Below are 26190 nucleotides of genomic sequence, written 5' to 3'. Positions count from 1 at the left end.
CGGGTCCCGGCCTGGGCATCGGGGAGCGGGAGAGTTACGATGGGGGGAACACGGACTTCCGCCGCGTGGGTCGAAGAAGACCTGCGGACGGCGACCAGTTCCAGATCAAGGAGTCATGATGCTCGGAAACCTCGGCGGCGTACATCTGCTGATCATCCTCGGGATCGTCATCCTGCTGTTCGGCGCGACGAAGCTCCCGGCGCTCGCCAAGGGCCTCGGGCAGTCGATCAACATCTTCAAGAAGGAGATGACCGACGACGAGAAGAAGGCTCAGGCAGGCGACACCACGGTGCAGAACACCGCGGCCCCGACCAGCACCGTGCCGAACGCTCCCGCCGAGCCCGCCGCCGGTCCGATCCTGAACCCCGGCCCGAGCGCGCAGCCGAACACCGACTCCCGGCGCTAGAACACCAGCTCAGGACACCCAGCCCCGTCCTGTCGGCAGCCCCCGCGACCACATCGGTCGCGGGGGCTTCGTCGTGCGGGGCGCGCAGCGGTCCGAGGGGGCGCAGGATGAGCACATGACCACTGCCGCACCCCGCGCGACCGCGCCGCTCCGGGACGACCGGCGCACCGTGCTCGTGGTGGCGATCCTGTCGTCGTTCGTCGTCGGGCTCGACTCGAGCGTCGTCAACGTGGCGCTCCCCGCGATCCGACAGGAGCTCGGCGGCGGACTCGTCGTGCAGCAGTGGACCGTCGACGCGTACCTGGTGACGCTCGGCTCGCTCATCCTCGTCGCCGGATCGCTGTCGGACGTGTTCGGCCGGGTCCGGATCATCACGTGGGGGCTCGTCGTGTTCGGGATCGCCTCGGTCGCGTGTGCGATCGCCCCGACGGGGGAGTTCCTGATCGTCTCGCGGGCGTTCCAGGGCGTCGGCGGCGCCCTGGTGACCCCGAGCGCGCTCGCCCTCATCGTGGCGGCGTTCCGCGGGGCAGCGCAGTCGAAGGCGATCGGCACGTGGACCGCCTGGTCGAGCGCGTCGACGATCCTCGGACCCGTGGTCGGCGGGCTGGTGGTCGACAGCATCGGCTGGCGGTGGATCTTCGTGCTCACCGCCGTCCCGATCGCGGTGACGATCCCGCTCGTGCTGCGGATCACCGGTGACGTGCACCCCGCCGTCCGACCGCGCATCGACGTGGTCGGCGCCGTGCTGGCGGTCGTCGGGGTCGGTGGGGCGGTGCTCGGGCTCATCGAGCAGGAGCGGCTCGGGTGGGGCGCGCCCGTGGTGGTCACCGCGCTCGTGCTCGGTGCCCTGGCACTCGGGGCCTTCGTGCCGTGGGAACTCCACGTGACCCGGACGACCGGTTCGCCGCTGGTGCCGCTCGCGCTGTTCCGGGCCCGCAACTTCGCGGTGGGCAACCTCGCCACCCTGTCGATCTACGGCGCCCTGAGCATGGTCTTCTTCGTGGTCACCCTGTTCCTGCAGGAGGTCTGGGGGTTCCCCGCCTGGCTCGCCGGTCTGGCGACGCTGCCCCCGACGGTGGTCCTGCTGCTGGTCTCCTCGGCCGTGGGCGGGCTGGCGGGACGGTTCGGGCCGCGCTGGTTCATGGCCGCGGGCCCGGCGGTGGCAGCGGTCGGTGCGCTCCTGATGCTGCTGGTCGGTGCGCAGCCGGACGGGTACTGGATCGCGGTGTTCCCGGGCCTCGTGCTCATCGGGTTCGGGATCGCGCTCATGGTGACACCGCTGACCAGCGCCGTGCTCGGGTCGGTGCCGCAGTCCGAGGCCGGCGTCGGGTCGGCCGTGAACAACGCGATCGCGCGGATCGCCGGGTTGGTGATGGTCGCGCTCGCGGGCGTGGTCCTCGGCGGCGAGATGAGCGTCGCCGGCCTGCACCGGGCGGTCGTCGTCATGGCGGTCCTCCTGCTGGCCAGCGCGGTCGTCAGCGCCGTCGGGATCCGGAATCTCCCGGCGCCGACGTAAGTTGAGTGCAGTAGACTCAAGTGCAACACCACCGCAACGAAAGGACGGAACGCATGGCGAACCTCCAGGGTGCTCCTGACTCGCAAGAGCGACAGAAGACCGCCCTCGAGCAGTACGGCGTCGACCTGACGGCGATCGCTCGCAGCGGCAAGCTCGACCCGGTCATCGGACGCGACTCCGAGATCCGACGCGTCAGCCAGGTGCTCACCCGCCGCACCAAGAACAACCCCGTGCTCATCGGCGAGCCCGGCGTCGGCAAGACCGCCGTCGTCGAGGGGCTCGCGCAGCGCATCGTCGCCGGCGACGTCGCCGATTCCCTCAAGGACAAGCGGCTCGTCTCGCTCGACATCTCCTCGCTCATCGCTGGCGCGAAGTACCGCGGCGAGTTCGAGGAACGCCTCAAGGCCGTGCTCAAGGAGATCAACGACTCCGACGGGCAGGTCATCACGTTCATCGACGAGCTGCACACCCTGATGGGTGCCGGTGGCGGCGAAGGGTCCGTCGCGGCCTCGAACATGCTCAAGCCGATGCTCGCGCGCGGCGAACTGCGGCTCATCGGGGCGACGACGCTCGACGAGTACCGCGAGTACATCGAGAAGGACGCCGCCCTCGAGCGACGCTTCCAGCAGGTCTACGTGGGGGAGCCCAGCGTCGAGGACGCCGTGGCGATCCTCCGCGGGCTCAAGGAGCGCTACGAGGCGCACCACAAGGTCACGATCAACGACTCCGCACTCGTCGCAGCGGCCAGCCTGTCGAACCGGTACATCTCCGGTCGGCAGCTGCCCGACAAGGCGATCGACCTGATCGACGAGGCCGCCAGTCGGCTCCGCATGGAGATCGACTCCAGCCCGGTCGAGATCGACGAGCTGAAGCGGAACGTCGACCGGCTGCGTGTCGAGGAGTTCGCGCTCAAGCAGGAGAAGGACGACGCCTCGAAGGCCCGGCTGGAGACCCTGCGGAACGAGCTGCGCACGCGCGAGGAACGACTGGGCGAGCTCGAGCAGCGCTGGCAGGCCGAGCGGGCGAGCCTGAACCGCATCGGTGAGCTGAAGCAGCAGCTCGACGACCTGGGTGTCCGCGAATCCCGCGCTGAGCGGGACAACGACTTCGAGACGGTGTCCCGCATCCGGTACAGCGAGAAGCCCCGGATCGCAGCTGAGCTCGCCGCCGCCGAACAGGCCGAGTCCGCCGACCGCATGGTGAACGACAGCGTCACCGACGAGGACATCGCCGCCGTGATCGCGCAGTGGACGGGCATCCCCCTCGGGCGGCTGCTGCAGGGCGAGACCGAGAAGCTCCTGCACCTGGAGAACGAGCTCGGGCGCCGGATCATCGGGCAGCGCACCGCCGTGAACACCGTGTCCGAGGCCGTCCGTCGCACCCGCGCCGGCATCTCCGACCCGGACCGTCCGACCGGATCGTTCCTGTTCCTCGGACCGACCGGCGTCGGCAAGACCGAGCTGGCCAAGGCACTCGCGGAGTTCCTGTTCGACGACGAGAAGGCCCTCGTCCGCATCGACATGAGCGAGTACGGCGAGAAGCACTCGGTCTCGCGGCTGATCGGCGCCCCGCCCGGGTACGTCGGCTACGAGTCAGGCGGGCAGCTCACCGAGGCCGTCCGGCGTCGCCCGTACTCCGTCATCCTGCTCGACGAGATCGAGAAGGCGCACCCCGAGGTGTTCGACGTGCTGCTCCAGGTGCTCGACGACGGCCGGTTGACGGACGGGCAGGGGCGCACGGTCGACTTCCGGAACACGATCCTCGTGCTGACGTCGAACCTCGGCTCGCAGTTCATGACCGACCTGACGCTGACGGACGAGCAGCGCGAGGACGCCGTGCGCGAGCTCGTGCAGCAGGCGTTCCGGCCGGAGTTCATCAACCGCCTCGACGACATCGTGGTGTTCCAGGCCCTGACGGCCGACGACCTCGGTCAGATCGTGTCGCTCTACGTCGACCGGCTCGCCCGACGCCTGACCGACCGCCGGCTCGAACTCGCGGTCACGCCCGAGGCGCGCGGGTGGCTGGCCGAGCGCGGGTACGACCCGCTCTACGGCGCACGGCCGCTCCGCCGCCTCATGCAGCGGCAGATCGACGACAAGCTGGCGCGCGCGATCCTGTCCGGTGACGTCCGAGACGGCGACACCGTCCGGGTCGACGTCGCCGAGGACGGCGACGGTCTGACCGTCGAGCCGTTCCAGCTGGCGGAGGTCGTCGAGGAGTAGGCGGCGGCCGCGGTGGGTGGGGTGACCAACGGGAGGCCCGGTGCCGGTTCCTGGGACCCGGCACGGGCCTCCCGGGTTGGCTGCAGGGCATGCCTGAGATCCGCGCGATCCGTCGCCTCACCGACACCGTCGAGCACGCGAGCGTGCTCGACAAGGCCGTCGACATCGACCGTTCGGTCGTGAACGCCCTCGCCCGGCCGAAGGCCCTGCGGCAACTGCTGCACGGTGTGCCGTTCGGGCACCCGCTGCACCCGCTCATGGTGCAGGTACCGCTCGGGGCCTGGATCTCGGCCGCCGTGCTCGACGTCTTCGGCGGGAGGGGCAACGCGAAGGCCGCGAAGACCCTCGTCGGCGTCGGCCTGGTGTCGTCCGGCAGTGCGAGCCTCGCCGGGTACGTGGACTGGTCCGAACTCGACCGCGAGCAGCTGCGCACGGGATGGGTGCACCAGGCCGTCAACTGGGTCGGCATCTCGCTGTACGGCCTGTCGTGGTGGCAGCGCAAGAACGGCAACCACGGCGCCGGCAAGCTGCTCGGGTTCGCCGCGCTCGGTGTCGTGGGGGTGGGCGGGTACCTCGGCGGACACCTGGCGTACCGCCAGCGCGCCGGCGTGAGCGACCACGGTGAGGTGCCGTTCGACGCGTGACCACTGATACGGAAACGTTATGTGGACGAAACGCGGTACGTGAAATGCTCGTCCCATGGATCGACTCAGCACCGACACCGTTCCCCTGACCGGCCTTCCCGCCCGCGGCGGCCTCGAGTTCATCGTCCACATCGACGAGGCGGCGGGGGTCGTGTCACTCGACCTCACCGCCGCGTGACCAGCCGTGCGGGTCCTGGTCGTCGATGACGAAGCAGCCCTCGCCGACCTCGTCGCAAAGGGCCTGTCGCGGCAGGACATGGCCGTCGACGTCGCCTACCGCGGCGACCACGCCGACGAACTGCTGGCCGTGAACGACTACGACGTCGTGGTGCTCGACCGTGACGTGCCGGGCGTGCACGGCGACGAGGTCGCACGTCGGCTGGCGTCGCGCGGCAGCCTGACCCGCATCCTCATGCTCACCGCGGCGACGACCCTGACGGACCGCGTGCACGGCCTCGAGCTCGGCGCCGACGACTACCTGGCCAAGCCGTTCGAGTACCCCGAGCTCGTCGCCCGCGTCCGGGCGCTCGGCCGCCGCAGCGTCGCACCGGTCGCGCCCGTGCTCGAACGCGCCGGGATCGTCCTCGACACGAACCGCCGGATGGCCACCCGTGACGGCCGACCGCTCGACCTGACCTCGAAGGAACTCGGGGTGCTCGAGGCGCTCCTGCGAGCCGACGGTCGCATCGTCTCCGCCGAGGAACTGCTCGAGAAGGTCTGGGACATGAACATCGACCCGTTCACCGCTGCCGTACGGGTGACGATGTCGAAGCTCCGCAAGAAGCTCGGCCGCCCCGATCCGATCCGGACGGTCCCGGGCGAGGGGTACGCCCTGTGAGACGGGTCCGACGGACCTGGAGCATCCGGGCGCGCACCGCCCTGGCGTTCGCGCTCGCGGCGATGGCGCTCGCCACCGGGGTGGTGGTGTTCTCGAACGTGATGTCCCTGGCCGGGGTCGGTGCGGGTCTCGACACGACGGCGATCCGCGGAGCCTCCCCGGCGGAGACGTTCGTGACCGCCTCGCCGGTGCCGATCGGCGAGCGCTCGGCAGCGCACGACGCACCCTCCACCACGGTCGCGGTGGTCCGGCTCGTCGCCGTGCAGCAGTGGCAGTGGTCCGCGATCGGCATCGCCGGGGCGGGCCTCGTCGCCGGTGGCGTCGGGTGGCTGGTGAGCAGGCGCATGCTCCGACCGATCGACCGGATCACCGCGACGGCGAACCGGATCACGGCGTCGAACCTGCACGAACGCATCGCACTCGAGGGCCCGGACGACGAACTCCGACGGTTGTCCGGCACCGTCGACGACCTGCTCGACCGGCTGCAGACCGCGTTCGAGAGCCAGCGACGGTTCGTCGCGCAGGCGTCGCACGAACTCCGGACCCCGCTCGCGGTCCAGCGTGCCGCGATGCAGATCGGGTTGCACGACGGTGCCGGCGCCGATGACGTCCGAGTGGTGCGCGAGGAACTGCTCGAGCAGAACCGGCGCACCGAGCACCTCGTCGAGTCCTTGCTCGTCCTCGCGGAGGCCGATCGAGGGCTCGCAGGCGTCGGGACGTCGATCGACCTCGTGGCCATCGCCGACGAGGTCGTCGCGGGAGCCGCCGGGAGTGCGCACGAGGCGGGCGTGACCATCACCCACGAGGGCCGAGCTGCGCCTCCTGGCAGACCCACCATCACGGGTGAGCCGATGCTCGTCCGGCAGTTGCTCGTCAACCTCGTCGGCAACGCCGTCGAGTACAACGAAGCCGGCGGCTTCGTCCGCGTCACCACGCGCAGCGACGGCCTCGTCGTGGAGAACTCCGGGCCGGTCGTGCCGGACGAGGTCGCGCCACTGCTCGTCGAACCGTTCCGACGCTGCCCCGAGGTCGCATCCGGCGGTCGGCACAGCGGCCTCGGCCTGTCGATCGTCGCGTCCATCGTGCACGCGCACGGGTGGCGACTCGTCGTCACCGCGCGCCGTGCGGGCGGCCTGCGCATCGACGTTTCGTCGGTGTGACCCCACGCGTACCGGGGACGAAACACCGGGTCCGCTGTGCTGGTCCCATGAAGCCATCCACGAAACACTCCACCACCACCACCATCGTCGCCGTCGCCGCAGCCGTCGTGCTCTTGCCCGGTCTCCTCGCCGGCTGTTCCGGAGCGCCGTCGACCGACTCGACCGACACGGCCTCGGGCGGCGGCAAGGGGGCCGGGGCCTCGCTCGCGTCCTGCATGCGTGACCACGGGTACGACATGCCGGACCCGTCGTCGGATGGGAGCACCCTGTCCCTGTCGGCTCCCGACGGCATCGACGACGAACAGTGGAAGGCGGACCTGCAGGAGTGCATGGGCGACGCCGGAGCCGGTGAGGGGTTCCAGGCGGCGAAGCCCGCCGGGACGCCGGAACAGCGGAAGCAGATCGCGGAGTGCATCCGTGAGAACGGGTTCGCCGACTACCCCGACGGTGATGATGCGATGTCCACGTACCGGCCCGACGACCAGGACGCGTTCCAGGACGCGTCGTCGACGTGCTTCGACGAGGTCCTGGGCAAGGGCGGCAGCTCCGGTTCGAACACGACGGTGCAGCCGTGACGACCGTCCTGACCAGGCGTCGAGCGCTCGTCACGAGCGCGTGCCTCGTCGCGGTGCTCGCCGCAGGCGCTGGCACGTGGTTGTTCATCGACCTGCAGGCTGCGCCGTCCTCGGCAGCAGCCGAGTCCGGGAAGCAGCAGCACCCGACCGCCGCGGTCACGAAGGGCGACCTGACGGACTCGAAGGTGTTCGCCGGGACCCTCGGGTACGGCACGGCCACCGGGGTCCCCGGCGCCGCCTCGGGCACGCTGACCTGGCTCCCCGCGCCCGGGCAGGTCATCAGGAGCGACGAGTTCCTGTACGCGGTCGACGAGCGCGGGGTGCGGGCGATGCACGGCACGGTGCCGATGTGGCGCTCGCTCGAACGCGGGCTGACGGGCACCGATGTGCAGCAGCTCAACGACAACCTCGCCGCGCTCGGGTACGACGTCGCGCAGGACGACTCCTTCGGCCCGCGGACGCAGCGCGCCGTGCGGCAGTGGCAGGAGGACCGGGGGCAGGAGGTCACCGGCGTGCTGACCTCGGCGGACATCGCGTTCGTCGACGGGGACGTGCGTGTCGCGACCGTCGACGGGAAGCTCGGCCAGCCGGCGGAGGGAGGGAGCGGTGACGTGCTCTCCGTCACGAGCACGAAGCGCATCGTCGTCGCCACCGTCTCACAGCGCGACGCCGAACGGCTCGCGGTCGGCACGGAGGTGCGGGTCAGGATCAACGGCGCCGGGGCACCGACGACGGGCGAGGTCACCGACGTCCAACCGAGCTCGGGAGACGACGCCGGGTCCAAGGTCGACGTGTCCGTCGCGTTCGACCCCGGCTCGCGACGGCTGCCCGCTGCGGCGTCCGCGCAGATCGACGCCGCGGGAGCCACCGAGAAGGACGTCCTCTCCGTGCCGGTCGCGGCACTCGTGACGACGGGGAACGGCGCGTACGCGGTGGACGTGGTGCGGCGCGACGGCACGACGAAGCGGGTTCCCGTGACCCCCGGGTTCATCGCCGACGGCCGGATCGCGATCACCGGGAAGGTCGCGGAAGGCGACCGCGTGGTGGTGCCGGGATGAGCGGCACGGGGCCGGTCCTCGCCCTGCGCGAGGTCACGAGGACCTACGGCGACGTCGGCGCGCTCCGCGGGGTGACGCTCGACGTCGCCGCCGGGGAGCTCGTCGCGGTCGTCGGTCCGTCCGGGTCCGGCAAGTCCACGATGCTCAACATCGTCGGGACCCTCGACCGTCCCACGCAGGGCTCGGTGTCGATCGCCGGGAACGACGTCGCGACCATGTCCGACAACGCCTTGTCCGCGCTGCGAGCCGAGCACGTCGGTTTCGTGTTCCAGCAGTTCCACCTGCACGCCGGTGCCACCGCGGCGGAGAACGTCGCCGACGGGCTCCTGTACTCGGCGACCGGGCGACGTGAACGGCGCCGACGTGCCCACGAGGCACTGGAACGGGTCGGCCTCGGGCACCGCACCGACCACCGCCCGACCCAGCTCTCCGGGGGTGAGAAGCAGCGCGTGGCCATCGCCCGCGCGATCGTCGGGAACCCCACGATCCTGCTCGCCGACGAGCCGACCGGCGCGCTGGACTCCGCCTCCGGTACGGCGATCGTGACGCTCCTGCGTGCGTTGAACGCCACCGGCACCACGGTCCTCGTCATCACGCACGACCTGGGCCTCGCAGCCTCGTTGCCGCGGCAGGTCCGGATGCGTGACGGTCTGGTGGAGCACGACTCGGCGGTCGGGCCGGCTGGGCCGCACCAGTCCGCTGCGGACATCGCCGCCGCCATCGGTGGTGGCCGGTGACCGGCGTGCGAGCACGGTTGGGTGCCGCTGACCTGCTCCGGCTCGGGGTGTTCGGGCTGCGCACCAGACCTGGCCGTGTCGTCCTGTCGGCGCTCGGCATCGCGATCGGCATCGCCGCGATGATCGCCGTCGTCGGGATCTCGTCGTCGAGCAAGGCGAAGCTCGACCAGGTGCTCGACGCCCTCGGCACGAACGTGCTCACCGCCACGCAGGCCCAGGGGTTCGGCGACGTGCCGCCGTTGCCGTCCACCGCACTCGAGTCGGCACTCCGCCAGGACGACGTGCAGTCGGCTGCCGCGGTCGGCACCGTGGTCGACGCGGCCGTCTACCGCAACGAGTTCATCCCGCCGCCGGAGACGAAGGGCATCGGCGTGATGGCGGCTTGGGGCGACGTGCCGCGCGTGCTCGGCGGCGAGCTCGGGTCCGGGCGCTGGATCGATGACTCGGTCGTGGCTCCGCCGCAGGTGGTGCTCGGTGCGGCCGCCGCGTCGGCACTCGGCATCGACCGGGTCCGTGCCGACAGCCGCGTCTGGATCGGCGGGCAGTGGGTGCAGGTGGTCGGGATCCTGGAGCCGATCGCGCTCGCCGACGACCTGGACAGCCAGGTGTTCGTCCCCCGCGGCCTCGCCCGGCAGCTCGGGTTCGACGGGGCGCCGACCGCCGTCTACACCCGCGTCGACCCGTCGCGAGTCGCACCAGCACGGGACATCCTGGCGAATGCGATCAGCCCGGGGTCCCCGCAGGACGTCGGCGTGACCCGACCGTCCGACGCGCTCGCCGCGAAGGACGCCACCGACGACTCGTTCACCGGGTTGCTCGTCGGCATCGGCGGCGTGGCCCTGCTCGTCGGCGGCATCGGCGTCGCGAACACGATGGTGATCACCGTGCTGGAACGTCGTGCCGAGGTCGGGGTGCGGCGAGCCCTCGGAGCGCGGCGGCGGAACATCCGCGACCAGTTCCTCGTCGAGTCGCTGCTGCTGTCGTTCCTGGGCGGGGTGGCCGGTGTGGTGATCGGGGTCGGGGTGACGGTCGCCTTCGCCCTGGCGCAGGGGTGGCCGGTGGCAATCCCGCTGTGGGCCGTCGGCGGCGGGCTCGGCGCGACCGTCGTGATCGGCGGTGTGTCCGGGTGGTACCCGGCAGCGCGCGCAGCGCGCATCCCACCGACGTCCGCCCTGGCGGCCGTCTGAGGCCGTGGTGGTGATCCGGGAGGCCCGGTGCCGGTCTGCGGGACCGGCACCGGGCCTCCCGGTCGTTCCGTCCACCCCGTCGACGCGCGGCGCAGATCATGGCTGGTCATGACCAGTCGTGTCAAGCATTGGCGACGATCTGTTCGCCATCCGTGATCCCCCGGAAACACGCGGATCGAACCCGCTCACAGGGACCGATCCAACGGTTGACAAGGGCTCTCGGAAGGTTTTCTATTGCGAATACGCAACGACCTTTCATAAAGGCCGGACCAAGGGAGTCAACGTGACACGCACGCGTTTCGCCGCACTCGGTGCGCTCGGCCTGGCGGCCGCGCTCGCCCTCACCGGGTGCTCCGCCGGAAGCAACGGAGCTTCCGACGGCGGCACGAAGGCCATCGGCACACCCGATGGCAAGGGCAAGACCATCACCGTCTGGATGATGAACGGCGACCTGAGCGACAAGGTCCTCGACGCAGCTCAGAAGCAGTTCACGAAGGACACCGGGGCGAAGGTGAAGATCCAGACCCAGCAGTGGGACGGGATCACCACGAAGCTCACCACGGCGCTCGCCCAGGACGACGCCCCGGACGTGGTCGACCTCGGCAACACCCAGGTGCCGGTCTACGCAGCGGCCGGCGGACTCATGGACCTGACGCCGTACCGCGACGAGCTCAAGGACGGCCAGACCTGGCTCACCGGGCTCGAGGGGCCGGCCACGGTGGACGACAAGCTCTACGGTGCTCCGCTGTTCGCCGGCAACCGTGCCGTCGTCTACAACAAGAAGGTCTGGAAGGACGCCGGCGTCACCGACGTGCCGACCACCTACGACGAGCTCACCGCCGACCTGGACAAGGTCAAGGCCGCCAACACGGCGAGCGACTTCTCCGCCTTCTACATGCCCGGCCAGTACTGGTACGGCGGGCTGCAGTGGGTCTGGGACGCCGGCGGCGAGATCGCCTCCGACAAGGACGGCAAGTGGACCGGGAAGCTCGACTCCGACGACGCCGTGCAGGGCCTGACGGCGTGGAAGACGTTCCAGAACGACTACTCCGCGAAGTCGACGCAGGACATCAACACCGACAAGCCCTCGCAGAGCGACGTCTTCGCGCAGGGCAACACCTCGGCGTTCCTCGGCTCGGCGTGGGAGATCGGTTCGATCACCACCGCGAAGCCGGCGCTCGCCGACCAGATCGGCACGTTCCCGATGCCCTCGCAGACGGACGGCAAGACGCAGCCGGTGTTCCTCGGTGGCTCCGACCTCGGGATCCCGGCGAAGGCCGCCAACCAGGACCTCGCGCTGTACTACCTGAAGATCCTGACCTCGAAGGAGTTCCAGCAGGACCAGGTGTTCGGTGTGGACGGCTGGGAGCCGAACTCGACCGAGCTGCTCGACGCCGTGGCCGACGACGTCGACACCCTGCACAAGCCGTACTTCGCGGCAGCGGGCACGAGCCGTCCGACCCCGGCGACGCCGGGCTGGGCGACCATCGAGGGCGACGCGTCGTTCCAGTCGATGTTCGCGGACATCGCCACCGGGCGGAAGTCGCCGGAGCAGGCCGCCGAGGGCTTCTCGAAGCACCTCACGACCGCGCTGAACGCGCAGCAGTAGTCGATGACCTCCACTGCAGAGCAGGCGACCGGTTCGGAGCAGTCCGAGCCGGTCGCCGGCGGCGGGGGGACCGGGGGCGCGGGCACCGGGGGCACCGGGGGCAGCGTCGGTGCCGGGTCGGGGCGGCCGGTTCGTCCCGGCCGCGGGGCGCGTCGTCGGTCGGTGGTGGCGTCGCGCGCACCGCTCGTCCTGCTGGCGCCCGCGGCGATCCTGCTGCTCGCGCTCGTCGTCTACCCGCTCGTCCGGCTCGTCGTCATCTCGTTCCAGGATTACGGACTCCGGGCGATCTTCACCGGGGAAGCCGGGTTCGCGGGGGTCTCGAACTACACGAACGTCCTGACCGACGCGTCGTTCTGGCCGGTCATCCTGCGCACCGTCCTGGTCACCGGGGCGATGGTGCTCGGCACGATCGTCATCGGGATGGGCGTCGCGCAGCTGCTCACCCGGTTGGGCGTCGGGATGCGCACCGTGGTCAGCGTCGTGCTCGTGCTGGCCTGGGCGATGCCGAACGTCGCCTCGAGCCTGGTGTGGCAGTGGCTGTTCCAGCCCTTCTACGGCGTGCTCAACTGGCTCATCACGCAGCTGCGGGTGTTCGGCGACCACACGCAGGACAACTGGGCGTCGCACCCCGGGCAGGCGTACACGATCGTGCTCACGCTCGTGATCTGGCAGGCCGTGCCGTTCGTCGCCCTGACGCTCTACGCCGCACAGTCCCAGATCGCGCCGGAGTACTACGAGGCCGGGGCGCTCGACGGTGCCTCGACGTGGACGATGTACCGCGCGATCACGCTGCCGGCACTCGCCCCGACGCTGCTGCTCGTGTCGATCCTGTCGGTGATCTGGGACTTCAACGTCTTCAACCAGATCTGGTTGCTCACGAGGGGTGGTCCGGAAGAGGCCACCCTGACGCTCGGCATCTGGACGTTCGTGAAGTCGTTCGTCTCCAACGCCTACGGCCAGGGGGCCGCGATCGCCGTCATCTCGACCGTGATCCTCGGCGCGCTCACCAGCTACTACATCCGCCGGCTCGTCCGCAGCGGGGAGGAGGACCTGTGACCGTCTCGAATGCTGCGCCGGTGCGGGCGCGGAAGCGGAAGCCGCGCGTGGTGGCGAACACCATCGCGGTGGTGTTCTGCCTGGTGTGGGTGTTCCCGATCTACTGGATGGTGAACACCGCCTTCAAGCCGGCGGACGAGGTCACCACCATGACCCCGATCTGGGCACCACTGCACCCCACGCTCGACAACTTCACGCGCGCGCTCACACAAGAGGGCTTCCTGGTCTACCTGCGGAACTCGACCATCGTCGTGGTGGCCGCCGTGCTGCTGTCGATCGTGGTCGGGTTCCTGGCATCGGCGGCGCTGTCGCGGTTCCGGTTCCGCGGGCGGCGGGCGATCCTGGTCGGCATCCTGTTCGTGCAGATGATCCCGTCGGGCGCACTGCTCATCCCGCTGTTCCTGTCGTTCCAGACGCTCGGTCTGCTCAACAGCTACGTCGGGCTGATCCTGGCGTACGTCGCGAGCGTGCTGCCGTTCTCGATCTGGGTGATGCGCGGGTTCTTCGTAGCTGTACCCGTCGAGATCGAGGAGGCCGCGAAGGTCGACGGGGCCGGCACCTTCCGGATCCTGTGGAGCGTGCTGTTCCCGCTCGTGATGCCGGGAGTCATCGCCACGAGCGTGTTCGCGTTCATCGCGGCGTGGAACGACTACCTGATCGCGTACGTGATGCTCAAGGACCAGGGGATGTACACGCTGCCGGTCTGGCTCGCGGGCTTCTCGACGAACAAGGGCACGGACTTCGGCGGGCTGATGGCGGCGAGCGTGCTGTTCTCGATCCCCGTGGTCGTCTTCTTCCTCATCGTGCAGCGCCGCCTGGTCAGTGGCATGACCGCGGGAGCCGTCAAGGGCTGACGTGCTCGACCGAACACCCCGTCGCACACGCGCGGCGGGGTGTTCGTGCGTGTGGGGTGTTCGTGCGTGTGGGGTGTTCGTGCGTGTGCCGTCCGTCGAGGTTCCACGACATGCCGCGTGCTGGACGCCGAGGTTCCACGGACGGGCTGTGGGCGCCGCGAGATGCCGAGATTTCGGAACCTCGGGGGAGGGGGCGGGGACGGAGCGGGGGAGCGGGACGAGTGCGGGTGGTTGTGTTTGTGTGGGTTTGTGGCTTATGGTTCCTGAAACCCACGGGAACGAAGGAGTTCGGGCATGTACGCAACCGAGCGGCACGATGCGATCGCAGCAGCGCTGCAGGACGCCGGCCGGGTCTCCGTCGCCGATCTGGCCGAGCACTTCGACGTCACCACCGAGACCGTGCGCCGTGACCTCGACACCCTCGAGTCCGCCGGGGTCCTGCGCCGCGTGCACGGGGGAGCGGTGCCCATCGGCCGCTCGAGCGTCGTCGAACTCTCCGTCGCCGAGCGCGAAGGGCAGCACGGTTCCGCGAAGTCCGAGATCGCCCGAGCCGCGATGCGCCTGGTGCCCTCGACCTTCACCGGCTCGATCGCGATCGACGCCGGCACCACCTGCGCCGCTGTCGCCGCCGAACTCGCACGCTGGGAGCCCGCCACCGCCGGCGCGACCCTCACCGTCATCACGAACTCCGTCCCGATCGCCGCGACCCTGCAGCACAGCGAGCACGTCGAGCTGCACCTGCTCGGTGGCCGGGTGCGCGGGGTCACGAGCGCCGCCGTCGGGACCGCCACCGTCGAGCAGATCAGCGCCCTGCGGCCCGACATCGCGTTCGTCGGCACGAACGGCCTGTCCGCCGGCTTCGGGCTGAGCACCCCGGACGAGTACGAGGCCGCGGTCAAGGGCGCCTACGTCCTCGCCGCCCGCCGAGCCGTCGTGCTCGCCGACGCCGCGAAGCACGGGGTCGAGGCCCTGATGCGCTTCGCCCGGCTCGACGAGATCGACACCGTGGTCACCGACCAGGAGCCGCCGGCCGACCTCGCCGGCGCCCTGACCGACGCCGACGTCGAGGTCGTCGTCGCATGAGCCGCCGCATCGTCACCGTCACGCCGAACCCGAGCCTCGACCGCACCATCGAGCTCTCCGGCGAACTGCAGCGCGGCGCCGTCCAGCGTGCCATCCGCTCCACCGCGGAGCCCGGCGGCAAGGGCGTCAACGTGTCCCGCGTCGTGGTCGCGAGCGGTGGGGACACCATCGCCGTGCTGCCCGGCGACGAGCTCGACCCCGTGCTGCTCGGCCTCGCCACGCGCGGCATCCCGACCGCCGCCCTGCCGATCGGTGCGCCGCTCCGCTCGAACGTCACCGTGACCGAGCCGACCGGCACCACCACGAAACTCAACGAGCCCGGTCCCTCGCTCGCCGGTCGGCTGGACGACCTGGCCGACCTGGTCGCCGACACGGCCGCGGCGACCGCCACCGGACCCGCCGCCCGCTGGGTGGTCTTCGCCGGCTCGCTCCCGCCCGGACTCCCCGACGACGCGCTCGCCGTGCTCGTCCGCGCCGTCCGCGCACGCCACGGTGAGGACGTCCGGATCGCGGTCGACTCGTCCGGCGTCCCGTTCACCGCACTGCTGCAGTCCGGCGAGCGGATCGACCTGGTCAAGCCGAACGCCGAAGAGCTCGCCGAGGTCGTCGGCGGCGACCCCGACACCTACGAGCAGGACCTCGACGCCGCCGTGGCCGCTGCCGAGCGGTTGCGCGACCGGAACGTCGGCTCGGTCCTGCTGACCCTCGGCAGCGCCGGCGCCGTGCTGGTGTCGGACGAGGGCGCCTTCGCCGCCGCAGCACCGCGGATCGTCGCCCGCTCCACCGTCGGCGCGGGGGACTCCTCGCTCGCGGGCTACCTGCTCGCCGAGGTGGCCGGAGCGTCCCCCGAGCAGCGCCTCGCCCAGGCCGTCGCGACCGGAGCCGCCGCCGCAGCCCTGCCCGGCAGCGACGTGCCGGCCCTCGACCACACCGACCCGACGGCGATCTCGGTCCGGGTGCTCACGACGCACCCGGCGCCCGAGCCCGCCTGACCCCCGCCCCAGCTCGAACACCCCCACTCCCCGAACACCTGCACGACCCGCGCGATCAGCGCCATTGCGAAGGAGCAAGCACATGTCCGCAGACTCGAGTCCGCGCCTCATCAGCGCCCAGCTCGTCGGCCTCGACGAGGACCTCGGTGCCACCTCGGCCGACGTCATCCGCGTCCTCGCCGACCGCGTCGCCGCGACCGGCCGCGCCGCCGACGGCCGGGTCCTGGCCGAGGACGCCATCAAGCGCGAGGCCAGCGTCGGCACCGGGGTTCCCGGCGGCATCGCGATCCCGCACGCCCGTTCGGCATCGGTGTCCGAGCCGACCCTGGCGTTCGCGCGTCTCGCCCGGAAGGTGTCGTTCGGCGCCCCGGACGGCGACGCCGACATCGTGTTCATGATCGCCGTGCCCGAAGGGGCCGACAAGGACCACCTGACGGTCCTCTCGACCCTGGCCCGTGCGCTCATCCGCGACGACTTCACCGCCGCCCTGCGCGCCGCAGCCACCCCGGACGAGATCGTCCAGCTCGTCGACCGCGAGGTGAGCGGCGAGGTGTCCGAAGCCGGCGTCGGGAAGGCGAGCAGCGCCTCCAGTCCGACCGCCGCACCCGCGCCGGGCCGCAAGGTCTTCGTCGGCGTCACCGCCTGCCCGACCGGCATCGCGCACACCTACATGGCGGCCGACGCCCTCGTCGCCGCGGCGCAGCGCGCCGGTGCCGAGATGCACGTCGAGACCCAGGGGTCCTCGCAGGTCGAGCCCCTCGACCCCGCCCTCATCGCCCGTGCCGACGCCATCGTGTTCGCGGTCGACGTCGACGTCCGCGACCGCGGTCGCTTCGCCGGCAAGCCGCTCGTTTCCGGACCCGTCAAGCGCGGCGTCGACGAGCCCGACAAGATGATCGCCGAGGCCATTCGTGCCTCGGACGACCCGAACGCCGCACGCGTCCAGGGCGGTGCAGCCGTCGACGGTGCGTCCACCGCCAAGAACGAGCACTTCGGCCAGGCGCTCAAGCGCTGGCTGCTCACCGGCGTCAGCTACATGATCCCGTTCGTCGCGGGCGGCGGGCTGCTCATCGCGCTCGGCTTCCTGCTCGCCGGCTACGGCATCGCGCTCACCCACGGTGACGACGGCGTGAACAACGCGGTCTTCGCGCTCCAGCACTACAACCTGGTCGACCTGCCTCCGGAGGGGCTGCGCTACTACCTCGGTGCCGCCGCGTTCCAGATCGGCTCCGTGTCGCTCGGCTTCCTCGTCGCAGCGCTCGCCGGGTACATCGCCTACGCCATGGCCGACCGACCCGGCATCGCGCCCGGCTTCGTCGCCGGTTCCATCGCCGTCTTCATGAACGCCGGGTTCCTCGGTGGCCTGATCGGTGGCCTCATCGCCGGTGCCGCGGCGTACTGGATCGGTCGCATCCCGACCTGGCGCTGGCTGCGTGGCCTGATGCCCGTCGTGATCATCCCGCTGTTCGCCTCGATCATCGCCTCCGGCCTCATGCTGCTCGTGCTCGGTGGACCGATCGCCTGGCTCATGACCCAGCTGACCGAGTTCCTCAACTCGCTGTCCGGCGCCTCGGCGATCCTGCTCGGCATCATCCTCGGCCTGATGATGGCCTTCGACCTCGGCGGCCCGGTCAACAAGGTCGCCTACGCGTTCGCCGTCGCCGGGCTCGGCGCCGGGACCGCCACCAACGTCGTGCCGTTCGAGATCATGGCTGCCGTGATGGCTGCCGGCATGGTGCCGCCGCTCGCCCTGGCACTCGCGTCGACCGTCCTGTACCGCAAGGGCTTCACGAAGCCCGAGCGCGAGAACGGCAAGGCCGCCTGGCTGCTCGGGGCGTCCTTCATCTCCGAGGGAGCGATCCCGTTCGCCGCGGCCGACCCGCTGCGCGTCATCCCGGCGTCGATGGTCGGTGCCGCGGTCACGGGTGCGATCTCGATGGCTGCCGGTGTGACCTCGCGGGCGCCGCACGGTGGGATCTTCGTGTTCTTCGCCATCGGGGACGTCGCGATGTTCATCGTCGCGATCCTGGCCGGCACGATCGTGTCCGCGCTGGTGCTCGTCGGGCTGAAGAAGTTCGTGCGTCGGGCCCCGGCGGCGGACGCCGCCGTGTCCGAGACGGCAGACGACCGCGTGGCCGTCGCCGTGTAGTCGACGTCACCGCGTGACGGACGGGAGGCCCGGAGCCAGCTGGCGCCGGGCCTCCCGTCCGTCCGTGGTCGCGACGCACCGCCGGCCGCACGTCGGGCGGTCACGTTCCGTCGCTGGCGTGGCGCCCAAAAGACGAGACGTGACCGCGCGCCGGCACTGAACGGGGTGTCGTGACCACGCGAGGAGCACGCGCGTCCCCCTACTCGGCGATGTTGGCCGTGATCGCGTCGATGTAGGCGGCGCGGTCCTCGCGCGAGTGCGGCCGCCCCGGGACGCCCGGACGCTGCTCCCACGGGAACGGCCCGGCCTCGTGCCGGTACTCGATCCCCATCGCCTCGAGCCGCGCCGTGTGCTCGGCCAACCGCCCGCGGAACTCGGCGACGTCGCGCGGCCCGGTGACGTCCGCCGACCAGAGCGCCTCGGCCAGGGCGGCCACCCGCGGGAACAGCTGGTAGTCGAGCTTCCGCGCGGTGTCGACGTGCTCGGTCCACATGTTGCCTTGGCCGCCGATGACGTGGGCGCGCTCGGACTCGGTCAGGCCGGACGGCACCGGGTCGAACCCGAAGACGTCGTCGACCGTCAGCACGATGGACACCGGGATCGGTTCGGTCGCCAGGTCGCTCTGGCGGTAGTCGAGGTAGGCCTGGTCGTCGGGCGACGAGATCACGTCGTGCCCGCGCTTCGCCGCCGTCCGGGCGCCGGTCAGACCGCGCCACGACACGATGGTCGCCGAGGGGTCGAGCGTGCCGCCCTCGAGGATCTCGTCCCAGCCGAACGCCTGCCGCCCGTGCGAGGCGACGTGTGCCGCGAGCTGCCCGATGATCCAGGCCTGCAGCTGCTCTTCGTCCTCGAGCCCGAGTGAACGCATGCGCTCCTGCGTGCGGGGGTCCTCGACCCACTGCACCTTCGGGCACTCGTCGCCGCCGATGCCGATGTAGCGGGAGGGGAAGAGCGCGATGACCTCGTCGAGGACGTCCTTGAAGAAGTCGACGGTGCTGTCGTCGGCGTTCAGGACGTCGTCGGCGATGCCCCACTCGGTCCAGACCTCCACCGGCGTCTCGGGGTGCACGCCGAGCGACGGGTAGGCGGCCAAGGCGGCACGGACGTGTCCGGGCGTCTCGATCTCGGGGACGACGGTGACGAACCGGTCCGCTGCGTAGGCGACGATCTCGCGGATGTCGTCCTGCGTGTAGTACCCGCCGTGCGGGCGGCCGTCGAACGCTGCGGGGTGCAGCACACCGTCGGCGTCGGGGACGTGCGCGCCCACCTGGGACTCGCGGCGCCAGGACCCGACCTCGGTCAGGCGCGGGTACTTCCGGATCTCGATGCGCCAGCCCTGGTCCTCCGTCAGGTGGAAGTGCAGCCGGTTGATCCGGTGCGCCGCGAGCTGGTCGACGACGCGCATGACCTCGTGCTTGGTGCGGAAGTGCCGGGCGACGTCGAGCATGACGCCGCGCCAGGCGAAGGCGGGGGCGTCCTCGACGATGGTGGACGGGACGGACCATGGCCCGGTGCCGACGCGGCCGCTCCGGTACACGTCGGCGGGCAGCAGTTGGAGGAGCGCCTGGACGCCGTAGAACACGCCGGCGGCCGAGCCGCCCGCGACGTCGACACCGTCGGGTGTGACGGTCAGGCGGAAGGACTCGGCGCGCTCGCCCTCGGGCGACGGCGGACCGGCGGGCAGGGAGGGATCGTCGGTGACGCGCAGCGAGATGACGCCCGTCCGCACCGACCCGTCGGCGGAGGCCGCCCCGTCGACGGCCACGTCCTCCGCTGCGTCGCGGACCGGCTGGCCGGTCGACGCCCGGAGCGTCTGCTGCAGGTACAGTCGGACCGATCCGCTCGCTGCGTCCGCTGCGATGCGGGTCGACGGGGTGATCTCGAAGGCGCCGGTACCGGGAACGGCGCGGCGCGGTCGTGGGATGAGCATGTCGGAGTCCACCATTCCTCAATGATCTTTCGTAATGTGGAGGCTATGGCCGTGGACGAGACCGTGTCAACGATCCCGAGTGTCGTGGGGACGACGCCGGGTGTGCTCCGACTCATGAACTCCCGGGCCATCCTCGACGAGCTCCTGCGCGACGACGCGTCGCGCACCGTGACCGAGCTCAGCCGCACCGTCGGGCTCTCCCGCCCCACGGTCGAGGCGGCGCTCGCAGACCTGGTCGACGAGGGCTGGGTGACCGAGGCCGAGGCGATCGCCACCCCGAACAAGGCCGGCCGCCGGGCCAAGCGCTTCGCCGCGGACGCCACCGCCGGTTCCGTGCTCGGCGTCGACCTCGGACTGCACGGCATCGTCGGCATCCGCGCCGACCTGCGCGGGAACACCCTCACCCGGGTCGAGGAGCGCTACGCCGACCTCGCCGACGCGGAGCAGGCCTGGACGAGCGTGCAGGACGTCGTCCGCCGCCTGACGGCCGACTCGGAGGCGTCACCGGTCCTCGCCGCCACGTTCGGCGTCCCCGCCGTCGTCGACCGCGCCGGCGAGATCGACTACACGGTCGCGGTGCCCGAGTGGGTCGAGCGCCGCGTGCCCGGCCGGATCCAGGACCTCTTCCCCGGCATCGCGACGTTCTTCGACAACGACGCCAAGCTCGCCGCCACCGCCGAGGCGATGTGGGGGCGCTTCCGGGGCGTCCAGGACGGCCTGTACCTGGTGATGGGTCGGCAGATCGGTGCGGCCTACGTCATCGACGGGGCGTTGGCGCGCGGGGCGCGCGGTGCGGCTGGCGAGATGGGCGGCCTGGCCTCGACCGGGTGGCCCGGTGCGCCGGCCCGCCTGGAGGCCCGGATCGCGTCCGACACGGACCTCGAGTCGGTCTTCGCCGCGGCCGGGCGCGGGGGCGCAGCGCCGGGTCGCGTCGGCGAGGACGGTCCGGACCCGGCGGCGGTCGACGTCGTCCGCGCCTTCGCGGACGACGTGGCACCGGGTGTCGTGCAGCTCGTCACGACGATCGACCCCGAGGTCGTGGTCGTCGGGGGCGAGGTCCTGCCGGCGGCGTCGGTGTTCGCCGAGGCGCTCGCCGCGGTGGTCACGCCCCAGCTCCGGCACCCCGTCGAGATCGTGCCGTCGACGGTGGGTCGTGACGCCGTCGCCCGCGGTGCCCTCGCGCGGTCGCTGACGCACGTGCGGACCTCGCACATGGGACTCGGCTGACGTTCAGGTACCGCGCCGGGTCCTGACAGGGCGCTCAGGGATGCTGGGGGCATGACGACTGCCGTGACCGCCCGTGCCATGACCGTCGCCACCGGCGACTCCACCGCTCCCTCGGACCTCGGCGGACTCTCCGGCCTCGTGCTCCAGATCATCGACGCCCTGGGGGAGTGGGGCGTCGCGCTCATGCTCTTCATCGAGACGGTGTTCCCGCCGATCCCGTCCGAGGTCATCCTGCCGCTGGCCGGGTTCCTGGCGGGTGCCGGGCAGATGAACCTCGTGCTCGTCCTCGCGCTGGCGACGCTCGGGTCCTACCTCGGGGCGCTGGTGCTCTACTGGCTCGGCGCGAAGATCGGGTTCGAGCGCACCACGCGGTGGTTCGGCAAGCTGCCCCTGGTCGACGAGGACGACTTCCGCAAGGCCGCCGCGTGGTTCCACCGGCACGGCAAGAGCGCCGTGTTCTTCGGCCGGTTCGTCCCGATCGTGCGGAGCCTCATCTCACTGCCCGCCGGTGCTGACCGCATGCACCTCGGCACGTTCTCGGTGTTCACGATCATCGCGAGCGGCATCTGGAACAGCGCCCTGGTGCTGCTCGGTGCTGCCTTCGGCTCGCAGTACGACCGCGTCGAGCAGTACACCGAGTGGATCGACCGGGTGCTCTACGTCGCGATCGCGGTCGTCGTGGTGACGTTCGTGGTCCGGCGGGTCCGACGGTGGCGCGCGGACCGCCGCGCGGACGGGGGCGGCAACGGCGACGGTGCCGCGAGCGGGGGCGCACGAGGTCGTCGTCGCGCCGAGCCCGCCCGCGACTGAGTCGGTCGTCGTCAGGCCTTGGTCAGCGCCGACTCCTTGTGCGCGGCCTGCTTGCCGCTCTTCTCCGACTCGACGATCCAGTACGGATCGTCGTCGGTCGGCTTGAACGTCTGACCGTCGAACTCGAAGTCGCTCGTGCGCTTCCGCACGAGTTTCCCGGTCGTCTTCCCTTGCGAGGTGTTCCAGTGCACCTCGTCACCCTTCGTCAGTGCCATCGCTGTCCTCCTTGCGTGATCGCTCACCCTGGTCGGAGGTCGAACGGTACCCTGATGCATCCGCATGAACACAGGGAAGTACGCCGATCACGATGTCATAACACCCGCCCAAAAGCGGGGTCGGACGCGTACCGTTTCTCGTGAGCCAACACGCCGGCAGCAGCCGCGGAACCTGCGGCTCCCGACGGAACGACGGACACCATGACCCTGCTGGACGGCTTGCGGACGGAGACGGTCCTGTCGGGCCGGTACCGACTGGTGAAGCTCATCGGCACGGGTGGCATGGGGACCGTCTACGAAGCCCGCGACGAGCACACCTACCGCGCCGTCGCCGTGAAGCTCTTCGCGACGCCGGACAAGATGACGACGGCCGACCGCGTCCGCCAGGAACGCGAGATCCGGCTCCTCAGCATGCTGTCGCACCCCGGGCTCATCCCGCTCTACGACGCCGGCACGCACGACTTCCCCGACGGCCCGCACCGGTTCATCGTGATGGAGCTCATCGCCGACACGACGCTGCTCCGCCGACTGTCCGAGGGGGCCCTGCACAACTACGAGGTGGCCGACCTCGGCGCCCAGCTCGCCGACGCCCTGGCCTACGTGCACTCGCGCGGCATCGTGCACCGGGACGTCAAGCCCGCCAACATCCTGATCAGCGACGAGGGCTCGTCCGGCTTCGCCCGGACCGTGAAGCTCACCGACTTCGGCGTCGCGCACTTCGTCGACGGCTCCCGCCTGACGAACGACGGCACGATCATCGGCACGGCGGCGTACCTGAGCCCCGAACAGGTCGCCGGTGAGCCGATCAGCTTCGCCACCGACGTGTACTCGCTCGGACTGGTGCTGCTCGAGTCCCTGACCGGCAAGCAGGAGTACTCCGGCACCCTGATCGAGGCGGCACTGGCCCGCCTGCGGCACGACCCCGAGATCCCGGACGACGTCGCCTCGGAGTGGCGCGAACTGCTCAGCCGGATGACCGCCCGCGACCCGGAGCGTCGTCCGACCGCGGTCGCGATCGCGAACGCCCTGCGGGGCGGCTCCACGCAGGTCACCGGCCCCGTGCCGCTCGGACCCGAGCGGGTCAAGCACCAGCGCGACCACCGGATGCACCGGGCGGCCCACCGGCACGCGAAGCGCGGGACCTTCTCGGCTGTCCGCCGCTGGCGTCGGCGGAACGTGCTCGTCGGCTCGTTCGCGGCGTTCGGCGTGCTGGTCGCGTGCGGCTCCGCCTACGTCGCGGGCATGCTGCACTGACGTCGCGAGCTCGTCCCGTTCGTCCGTGGTCCCTGGCAGGATGGACAGCATGACCGACCAGCGCTGGATCAAGATCTGCGGCCTGTCGACGCCCGACACCGTGGACGCCGCCGTCGATGCGGGCGCCGACGCGGTCGGGTTCGTCTTCGCCGCGAACAGCCCCCGCACCGTGACGGCCGACCTGGCGAAGGAACTCGTCGAACGGCTGCCGGACGGCATCGACGCCGTGGGGGTCTTCCGCGACCAGAAGATCGACGAGATCGTCGGCATCGCGTCCGAGGTCGGGCTCACCACCCTGCAGCTGCACGGTGGCGAGGCCGCGACCGACTTCGCCCGAGCCCGTGACGCCGGCTTCTTCACCATCCGAGCCCTCGCGGCCGAGGACTACCTGCGCGAGACCGCCGAGCAGCGCGCCTCGTACGACCACGACCTGCTGCTGCTCGACGCCGCCGTGCCGGGCAGCGGTCGACTGATCGACCCCGCTGTGATCGAGGGCGGGATCGACGAGGCCTGGATCCTGGCGGGCGGCCTGACCCCCGCCAACGTCGTCGCCGCGGTCGAGGCGCTCGACCCCGACGGTGTCGACGTGTCGAGCGGCGTGGAGTCCGAGCGCGGCGTGAAGGACCCGGCCAAGATCCGCGCGTTCGTCGAGGCCGTCCGCAGCCTGGGCTGACGCGGGGTCAGCTGCCGCGCCGTCGGCTGCCGCGCGGTCAGCGCAGGGTCGGGATGAGCTCGGTCAGGAAGGCGTCGGTGTCCTCCCAGCCCTCGACCGCGTGGCACGGCACACCGAGGGCCTTCACCGGGTAGTCGTTGCCCTCGGGGTCGAGCCGGTCGCCGACGAAGAGCATGTCGTCGAGCGCGATGCCGGTGATCTCGGCGAGACGCTGCATGCCGTACGCCTTGTCGATGCCCTTGCGGGTGATGTCGACGCTGGTCGAGCCGCCGGATCGCACCTCGAGGTCGGGGAGCTCCGCCTGCACGCGTCGACGGAGGTCGTCCTTCTTCGCGCCGGTCGGGTCCCACTGCTTCTTGACGTCGACCGGAGCGGCCTGGCCGAGCGCGGAGAACGTGATCTGCGACCCGCGGTCCTCGAGGATGTCACCCCAGGTCTCGGACTCCCAGTAGCCGGCGTCCTTCGCGACGGACTCGACCGCTGCGAGGGCGCGCGCCTTCTGGTCGTCGGTGAGGTCCTCGGCGTACTGCAGGGCCCAGTCGTCGTCGGACCAGCGGTAGTACCGCGTGCCGCACGTCGGCAGCAGGTGCAGGTCGTCGAGGGTCAGGCCGTCGCGGTGGCGGAGCGGGGTGACGAGTTGCTGCTCGAACTGCGTGAAGTTGCCGCCGGAGATGACCGCGACCGGCACGACCTCGAGCAGGGACGCGAAGGTCTCGAGCATGCGGGGGTCGAGGGAGGACTTCGACGGGGCGAGGGTGTCGTCCAGGTCGAAGGCGACGAGGCGGGGCGTGGTCATGCCCCGATCCTGCCAGAGGCCACCGATCACGTGCCGGGTGCGGTGCTCACAGCGCCCGGCACGTGCGCGATGTCTGCGGGGTCACGCGCGGTCACGCGGGTCAGGCGCGGTGCGTCGCGGGGACCCGGTCGCGGTCGTACGTGATGTCCGTGTAGCCGTGCGGCGCCGGGTTGCCGTCGTCGTCGAGGTTCACGAACACGACCTCGTCGATGGTGAGGATGCTGCGGTGCGTGAAGAGGTTGCGCGCCTCGGCCCGCATCGTGAGCGAGCTGCGGCCGAAGCGGGTGGCGACGAGGCCGATCTCGACGATGTCGCCCTCCTTCGCCGAGGACACGAACTCGATCTCCGACATGTACTTCGTGACGACCTTGCCGTTGCCGAGCTGGATGATCGCGTAGACCGCGGCCTCTTCGTCGATCCAGCGGAGCAGGCTGCCGCCGAACAGGGTGCCGTTGGCGTTGAGGTCCTCGGGGCGGACCCACTTGCGGGTGTAGAAGTTCATCTCGGGCTGCATGTCACGACATTCTACGCGGCGGCAGCGGCAGCGGAGACGACAGCGGCCGCGCCCCACAGGGACGCGGCCGGACGTTGGTACCGAGGACTACTCCTTGACGAGCACGACCTCGTCGAGCGGCAGGCGGGTGCGCGGTGCGACCTCGCGCTCGGCCGCCTTCTCGTCGAGCTGCGACGGGTGCGCCACGGTGCCGATGGCCGTGACGGTGAAGGGCAGGAAGCGCTCCGGCAGGTCGAACGCGGCGCGCAGGCCGGCGGCGTCGATGCCCGCCATCTGGTGCACGTGCAGGCCCTCGGCGTGCGCCTGGACGGTCAGGGCGGCGAGCGACTGGCCGAGGTCGTACTGCGCGAAGGGACGCTCGTCGCCGTCCTCGGTCACGGTCTCGAGCACGCCGACGACCAGGGCGCTGGCACGGAAGGCCCAGGCGGCGTTGAAGCCGAGCAGGTTCTCGTTGATCTTGCGGAACGTCTCGGTGCCACGACGGCCCGCGATGAAGCGGCGGGGCTGGAAGTTCATGGCCGACGCGGCCCAGCGGGCGGCCTCGAGGACGGCGTCGAACTGTTCGTCCGAGATCGTCGCGGTCTCGTCGTAGGAACGGGGGCTCCAGCGCTCTTCGAGCAGGGGTACGAGGGGCTGGCTGGAGTCGGTGGACCGGGTGAGGGTGTCGGCGTTCGTCGAGGTCATG

The 26190-nt window shown here is 71.0% G+C and carries 26 protein-coding genes; 21 read left to right on the top strand and 5 right to left on the bottom strand.

Going from position 1 to position 26190, the window contains the following annotated elements:
• Positions 1-115: 115 nt before the first annotated feature.
• From tatA to ACIPV1_RS13365, 17 genes are all read left to right on the top strand, one after another.
• Positions 116-406 carry a twin-arginine translocase TatA/TatE family subunit gene (gene tatA / locus ACIPV1_RS13445; protein ID WP_333924556.1) on the top strand — a complete coding sequence of 97 codons (291 nt, stop codon included), beginning with the start codon at positions 116-118 and terminating at the stop codon, positions 404-406.
• A 115-nt stretch (positions 407-521) separates the two neighbouring features.
• Positions 522-1922, top strand: coding sequence for an MFS transporter (locus ACIPV1_RS13440; RefSeq protein ID WP_402726611.1), 1401 nt, complete (start codon positions 522-524; stop codon positions 1920-1922).
• A gap of 53 nt (positions 1923-1975) precedes the next feature.
• Complete coding sequence (locus tag ACIPV1_RS13435; RefSeq protein WP_402726610.1) at positions 1976-4144, top strand: ATP-dependent Clp protease ATP-binding subunit; 2169 nt, start codon at positions 1976-1978, stop codon at positions 4142-4144.
• An 89-nt stretch (positions 4145-4233) separates the two neighbouring features.
• Positions 4234-4788 carry a DUF2231 domain-containing protein gene (locus tag ACIPV1_RS13430; RefSeq protein ID WP_131921345.1) on the top strand — a complete coding sequence of 185 codons (555 nt, stop codon included), beginning with the start codon at positions 4234-4236 and terminating at the stop codon, positions 4786-4788.
• 55 nt (positions 4789-4843) lie between these two features.
• Positions 4844-4966, top strand: coding sequence for a hypothetical protein (locus tag ACIPV1_RS13425; protein ID WP_260154542.1), 123 nt, complete (start codon positions 4844-4846; stop codon positions 4964-4966).
• 6 nt (positions 4967-4972) lie between these two features.
• The gene (locus tag ACIPV1_RS13420) at positions 4973-5626 is read left to right on the top strand and encodes a response regulator transcription factor (protein ID WP_123293542.1); all 654 of its coding nucleotides are present in this window, start codon (positions 4973-4975) and stop codon (positions 5624-5626) included.
• Positions 5623-6786, top strand: a complete 1164-nt coding sequence (locus ACIPV1_RS13415) for a sensor histidine kinase (protein ID WP_402726609.1) — start codon at positions 5623-5625, stop codon at positions 6784-6786. The genes ACIPV1_RS13420 and ACIPV1_RS13415 overlap by 4 nt, the downstream gene beginning before the upstream one ends.
• A 47-nt stretch (positions 6787-6833) precedes the next feature.
• Entirely contained in the window at positions 6834-7361 is a 528-nt protein-coding gene (locus ACIPV1_RS13410) for a hypothetical protein (RefSeq protein ID WP_402726608.1), read from the top strand.
• On the top strand, positions 7358-8419 hold the full coding sequence (locus tag ACIPV1_RS13405; RefSeq protein WP_402726607.1) for a peptidoglycan-binding protein: 1062 nt from the start codon (positions 7358-7360) through the stop codon (positions 8417-8419). Before ACIPV1_RS13410 ends, ACIPV1_RS13405 begins: the two co-directional genes overlap by 4 nt.
• Entirely contained in the window at positions 8416-9156 is a 741-nt protein-coding gene (locus ACIPV1_RS13400; protein ID WP_402726606.1) for an ABC transporter ATP-binding protein, read from the top strand. The genes ACIPV1_RS13405 and ACIPV1_RS13400 overlap by 4 nt, the downstream gene beginning before the upstream one ends.
• Positions 9153-10343, top strand: a complete 1191-nt coding sequence (locus tag ACIPV1_RS13395) for an ABC transporter permease (RefSeq protein WP_243692484.1) — start codon at positions 9153-9155, stop codon at positions 10341-10343. Before ACIPV1_RS13400 ends, ACIPV1_RS13395 begins: the two co-directional genes overlap by 4 nt.
• A gap of 283 nt (positions 10344-10626) precedes the next feature.
• Positions 10627-11952, top strand: a complete 1326-nt coding sequence (locus tag ACIPV1_RS13390; protein ID WP_131881211.1) for a sugar ABC transporter substrate-binding protein — start codon at positions 10627-10629, stop codon at positions 11950-11952.
• Between the two features lie 3 nt (positions 11953-11955).
• Positions 11956-13008, top strand: a complete 1053-nt coding sequence (locus tag ACIPV1_RS13385; protein ID WP_402726605.1) for a carbohydrate ABC transporter permease — start codon at positions 11956-11958, stop codon at positions 13006-13008.
• A complete protein-coding gene (locus ACIPV1_RS13380; protein ID WP_243650121.1) occupies positions 13005-13862 on the top strand; it encodes a carbohydrate ABC transporter permease in 858 nt (285 codons plus the stop codon). The genes ACIPV1_RS13385 and ACIPV1_RS13380 overlap by 4 nt, the downstream gene beginning before the upstream one ends.
• 294 nt (positions 13863-14156) lie before the next feature.
• A complete protein-coding gene (locus tag ACIPV1_RS13375) occupies positions 14157-14945 on the top strand; it encodes a DeoR/GlpR family DNA-binding transcription regulator (protein ID WP_123340051.1) in 789 nt (262 codons plus the stop codon).
• Entirely contained in the window at positions 14942-15937 is a 996-nt protein-coding gene (locus ACIPV1_RS13370; RefSeq protein ID WP_123937436.1) for a 1-phosphofructokinase family hexose kinase, read from the top strand. Before ACIPV1_RS13375 ends, ACIPV1_RS13370 begins: the two co-directional genes overlap by 4 nt.
• An 82-nt stretch (positions 15938-16019) precedes the next feature.
• A complete protein-coding gene (locus tag ACIPV1_RS13365; protein ID WP_402726604.1) occupies positions 16020-18086 on the top strand; it encodes a fructose-specific PTS transporter subunit EIIC in 2067 nt (688 codons plus the stop codon).
• Between the two features lie 199 nt (positions 18087-18285).
• On the opposite strand, the gene ACIPV1_RS13360 is transcribed toward ACIPV1_RS13365, so the two are convergent.
• Positions 18286-20031 (bottom strand): beta-N-acetylhexosaminidase, encoded by a 1746-nt coding sequence (locus tag ACIPV1_RS13360; protein WP_402726603.1) that lies wholly within the window; start codon positions 20029-20031, stop codon positions 18286-18288.
• A 36-nt stretch (positions 20032-20067) separates the two neighbouring features.
• Between ACIPV1_RS13360 and ACIPV1_RS13355 the strand changes: the two genes are divergently transcribed.
• Positions 20068-21243, top strand: coding sequence for an ROK family protein (locus ACIPV1_RS13355; protein ID WP_402726602.1), 1176 nt, complete (start codon positions 20068-20070; stop codon positions 21241-21243).
• Between the two features lie 51 nt (positions 21244-21294).
• Positions 21295-22053: a DedA family protein gene (locus ACIPV1_RS13350; protein WP_402726601.1), complete on the top strand. Its 759-nt coding sequence runs from the start codon at positions 21295-21297 to the stop codon at positions 22051-22053.
• 11 nt (positions 22054-22064) lie between these two features.
• Here the strand turns inward: ACIPV1_RS13350 and ACIPV1_RS13345 are convergent, their stop codons facing one another.
• On the bottom strand, positions 22065-22268 hold the full coding sequence (locus ACIPV1_RS13345) for a DUF2945 domain-containing protein (protein ID WP_123293555.1): 204 nt from the start codon (positions 22266-22268) through the stop codon (positions 22065-22067).
• Between the two features lie 201 nt (positions 22269-22469).
• On the opposite strand from ACIPV1_RS13345, the gene ACIPV1_RS13340 reads away from it, so the two are divergent.
• Together ACIPV1_RS13340 and ACIPV1_RS13335 are read left to right on the top strand one after the other, a co-directional pair.
• Positions 22470-23522 (top strand): serine/threonine-protein kinase, encoded by a 1053-nt coding sequence (locus ACIPV1_RS13340; RefSeq protein ID WP_123293556.1) that lies wholly within the window; start codon positions 22470-22472, stop codon positions 23520-23522.
• 49 nt (positions 23523-23571) lie between these two features.
• Positions 23572-24195, top strand: a complete 624-nt coding sequence (locus tag ACIPV1_RS13335; protein ID WP_123293557.1) for a phosphoribosylanthranilate isomerase — start codon at positions 23572-23574, stop codon at positions 24193-24195.
• 37 nt (positions 24196-24232) lie between these two features.
• On the opposite strand, the gene ACIPV1_RS13330 is transcribed toward ACIPV1_RS13335, so the two are convergent.
• From ACIPV1_RS13330 to ACIPV1_RS13320, 3 genes are all read right to left on the bottom strand, one after another.
• Positions 24233-24991 carry an HAD-IIB family hydrolase gene (locus ACIPV1_RS13330; protein WP_111086181.1) on the bottom strand — a complete coding sequence of 253 codons (759 nt, stop codon included), beginning with the start codon at positions 24989-24991 and terminating at the stop codon, positions 24233-24235.
• 100 nt (positions 24992-25091) lie between these two features.
• On the bottom strand, positions 25092-25505 hold the full coding sequence (locus ACIPV1_RS13325; protein ID WP_111086180.1) for an acyl-CoA thioesterase: 414 nt from the start codon (positions 25503-25505) through the stop codon (positions 25092-25094).
• A gap of 87 nt (positions 25506-25592) precedes the next feature.
• Positions 25593-26189 carry a nitroreductase family protein gene (locus ACIPV1_RS13320; RefSeq protein ID WP_111086179.1) on the bottom strand — a complete coding sequence of 199 codons (597 nt, stop codon included), beginning with the start codon at positions 26187-26189 and terminating at the stop codon, positions 25593-25595.
• Between the last annotated feature and the right edge of the window lies 1 nt (position 26190).

Origin of the sequence: Curtobacterium sp. NPDC089991 (assembly GCF_044748425.1) — a bacterium.
Taxonomy (GTDB): Bacteria; Actinomycetota; Actinomycetes; order Actinomycetales; family Microbacteriaceae; genus Curtobacterium.
Note: the sequence above shows the minus strand (reverse complement) of the source record. Positions and strands in the feature narration are given on the sequence as shown.

Coding starts and splice junctions, on each gene's coding strand:
- ACIPV1_RS13410 (WP_402726608.1), top strand. CDS start 6,834: ATGAAGCCATCCACGAAACACTCCACCACCACCACCATCGTCGCCGTC.
- ACIPV1_RS13365 (WP_402726604.1), top strand. CDS start 16,020: ATGTCCGCAGACTCGAGTCCGCGCCTCATCAGCGCCCAGCTCGTCGGC.
- ACIPV1_RS13375 (WP_123340051.1), top strand. CDS start 14,157: ATGTACGCAACCGAGCGGCACGATGCGATCGCAGCAGCGCTGCAGGAC.
- ACIPV1_RS13325 (WP_111086180.1), bottom strand. CDS start 25,505: ATGCAGCCCGAGATGAACTTCTACACCCGCAAGTGGGTCCGCCCCGAG.
- ACIPV1_RS13440 (WP_402726611.1), top strand. CDS start 522: ATGACCACTGCCGCACCCCGCGCGACCGCGCCGCTCCGGGACGACCGG.
- ACIPV1_RS13360 (WP_402726603.1), bottom strand. CDS start 20,031: ATGGTGGACTCCGACATGCTCATCCCACGACCGCGCCGCGCCGTTCCC.
- ACIPV1_RS13320 (WP_111086179.1), bottom strand. CDS start 26,189: ATGACCTCGACGAACGCCGACACCCTCACCCGGTCCACCGACTCCAGC.
- ACIPV1_RS13425 (WP_260154542.1), top strand. CDS start 4,844: ATGGATCGACTCAGCACCGACACCGTTCCCCTGACCGGCCTTCCCGCC.
- ACIPV1_RS13345 (WP_123293555.1), bottom strand. CDS start 22,268: ATGGCACTGACGAAGGGTGACGAGGTGCACTGGAACACCTCGCAAGGG.
- ACIPV1_RS13330 (WP_111086181.1), bottom strand. CDS start 24,991: ATGACCACGCCCCGCCTCGTCGCCTTCGACCTGGACGACACCCTCGCC.
- ACIPV1_RS13370 (WP_123937436.1), top strand. CDS start 14,942: ATGAGCCGCCGCATCGTCACCGTCACGCCGAACCCGAGCCTCGACCGC.
- ACIPV1_RS13340 (WP_123293556.1), top strand. CDS start 22,470: ATGACCCTGCTGGACGGCTTGCGGACGGAGACGGTCCTGTCGGGCCGG.
- ACIPV1_RS13430 (WP_131921345.1), top strand. CDS start 4,234: ATGCCTGAGATCCGCGCGATCCGTCGCCTCACCGACACCGTCGAGCAC.
- ACIPV1_RS13335 (WP_123293557.1), top strand. CDS start 23,572: ATGACCGACCAGCGCTGGATCAAGATCTGCGGCCTGTCGACGCCCGAC.
- ACIPV1_RS13400 (WP_402726606.1), top strand. CDS start 8,416: ATGAGCGGCACGGGGCCGGTCCTCGCCCTGCGCGAGGTCACGAGGACC.
- ACIPV1_RS13435 (WP_402726610.1), top strand. CDS start 1,976: ATGGCGAACCTCCAGGGTGCTCCTGACTCGCAAGAGCGACAGAAGACC.
- ACIPV1_RS13385 (WP_402726605.1), top strand. CDS start 11,956: ATGACCTCCACTGCAGAGCAGGCGACCGGTTCGGAGCAGTCCGAGCCG.
- tatA (WP_333924556.1), top strand. CDS start 116: ATGATGCTCGGAAACCTCGGCGGCGTACATCTGCTGATCATCCTCGGG.
- ACIPV1_RS13350 (WP_402726601.1), top strand. CDS start 21,295: ATGACGACTGCCGTGACCGCCCGTGCCATGACCGTCGCCACCGGCGAC.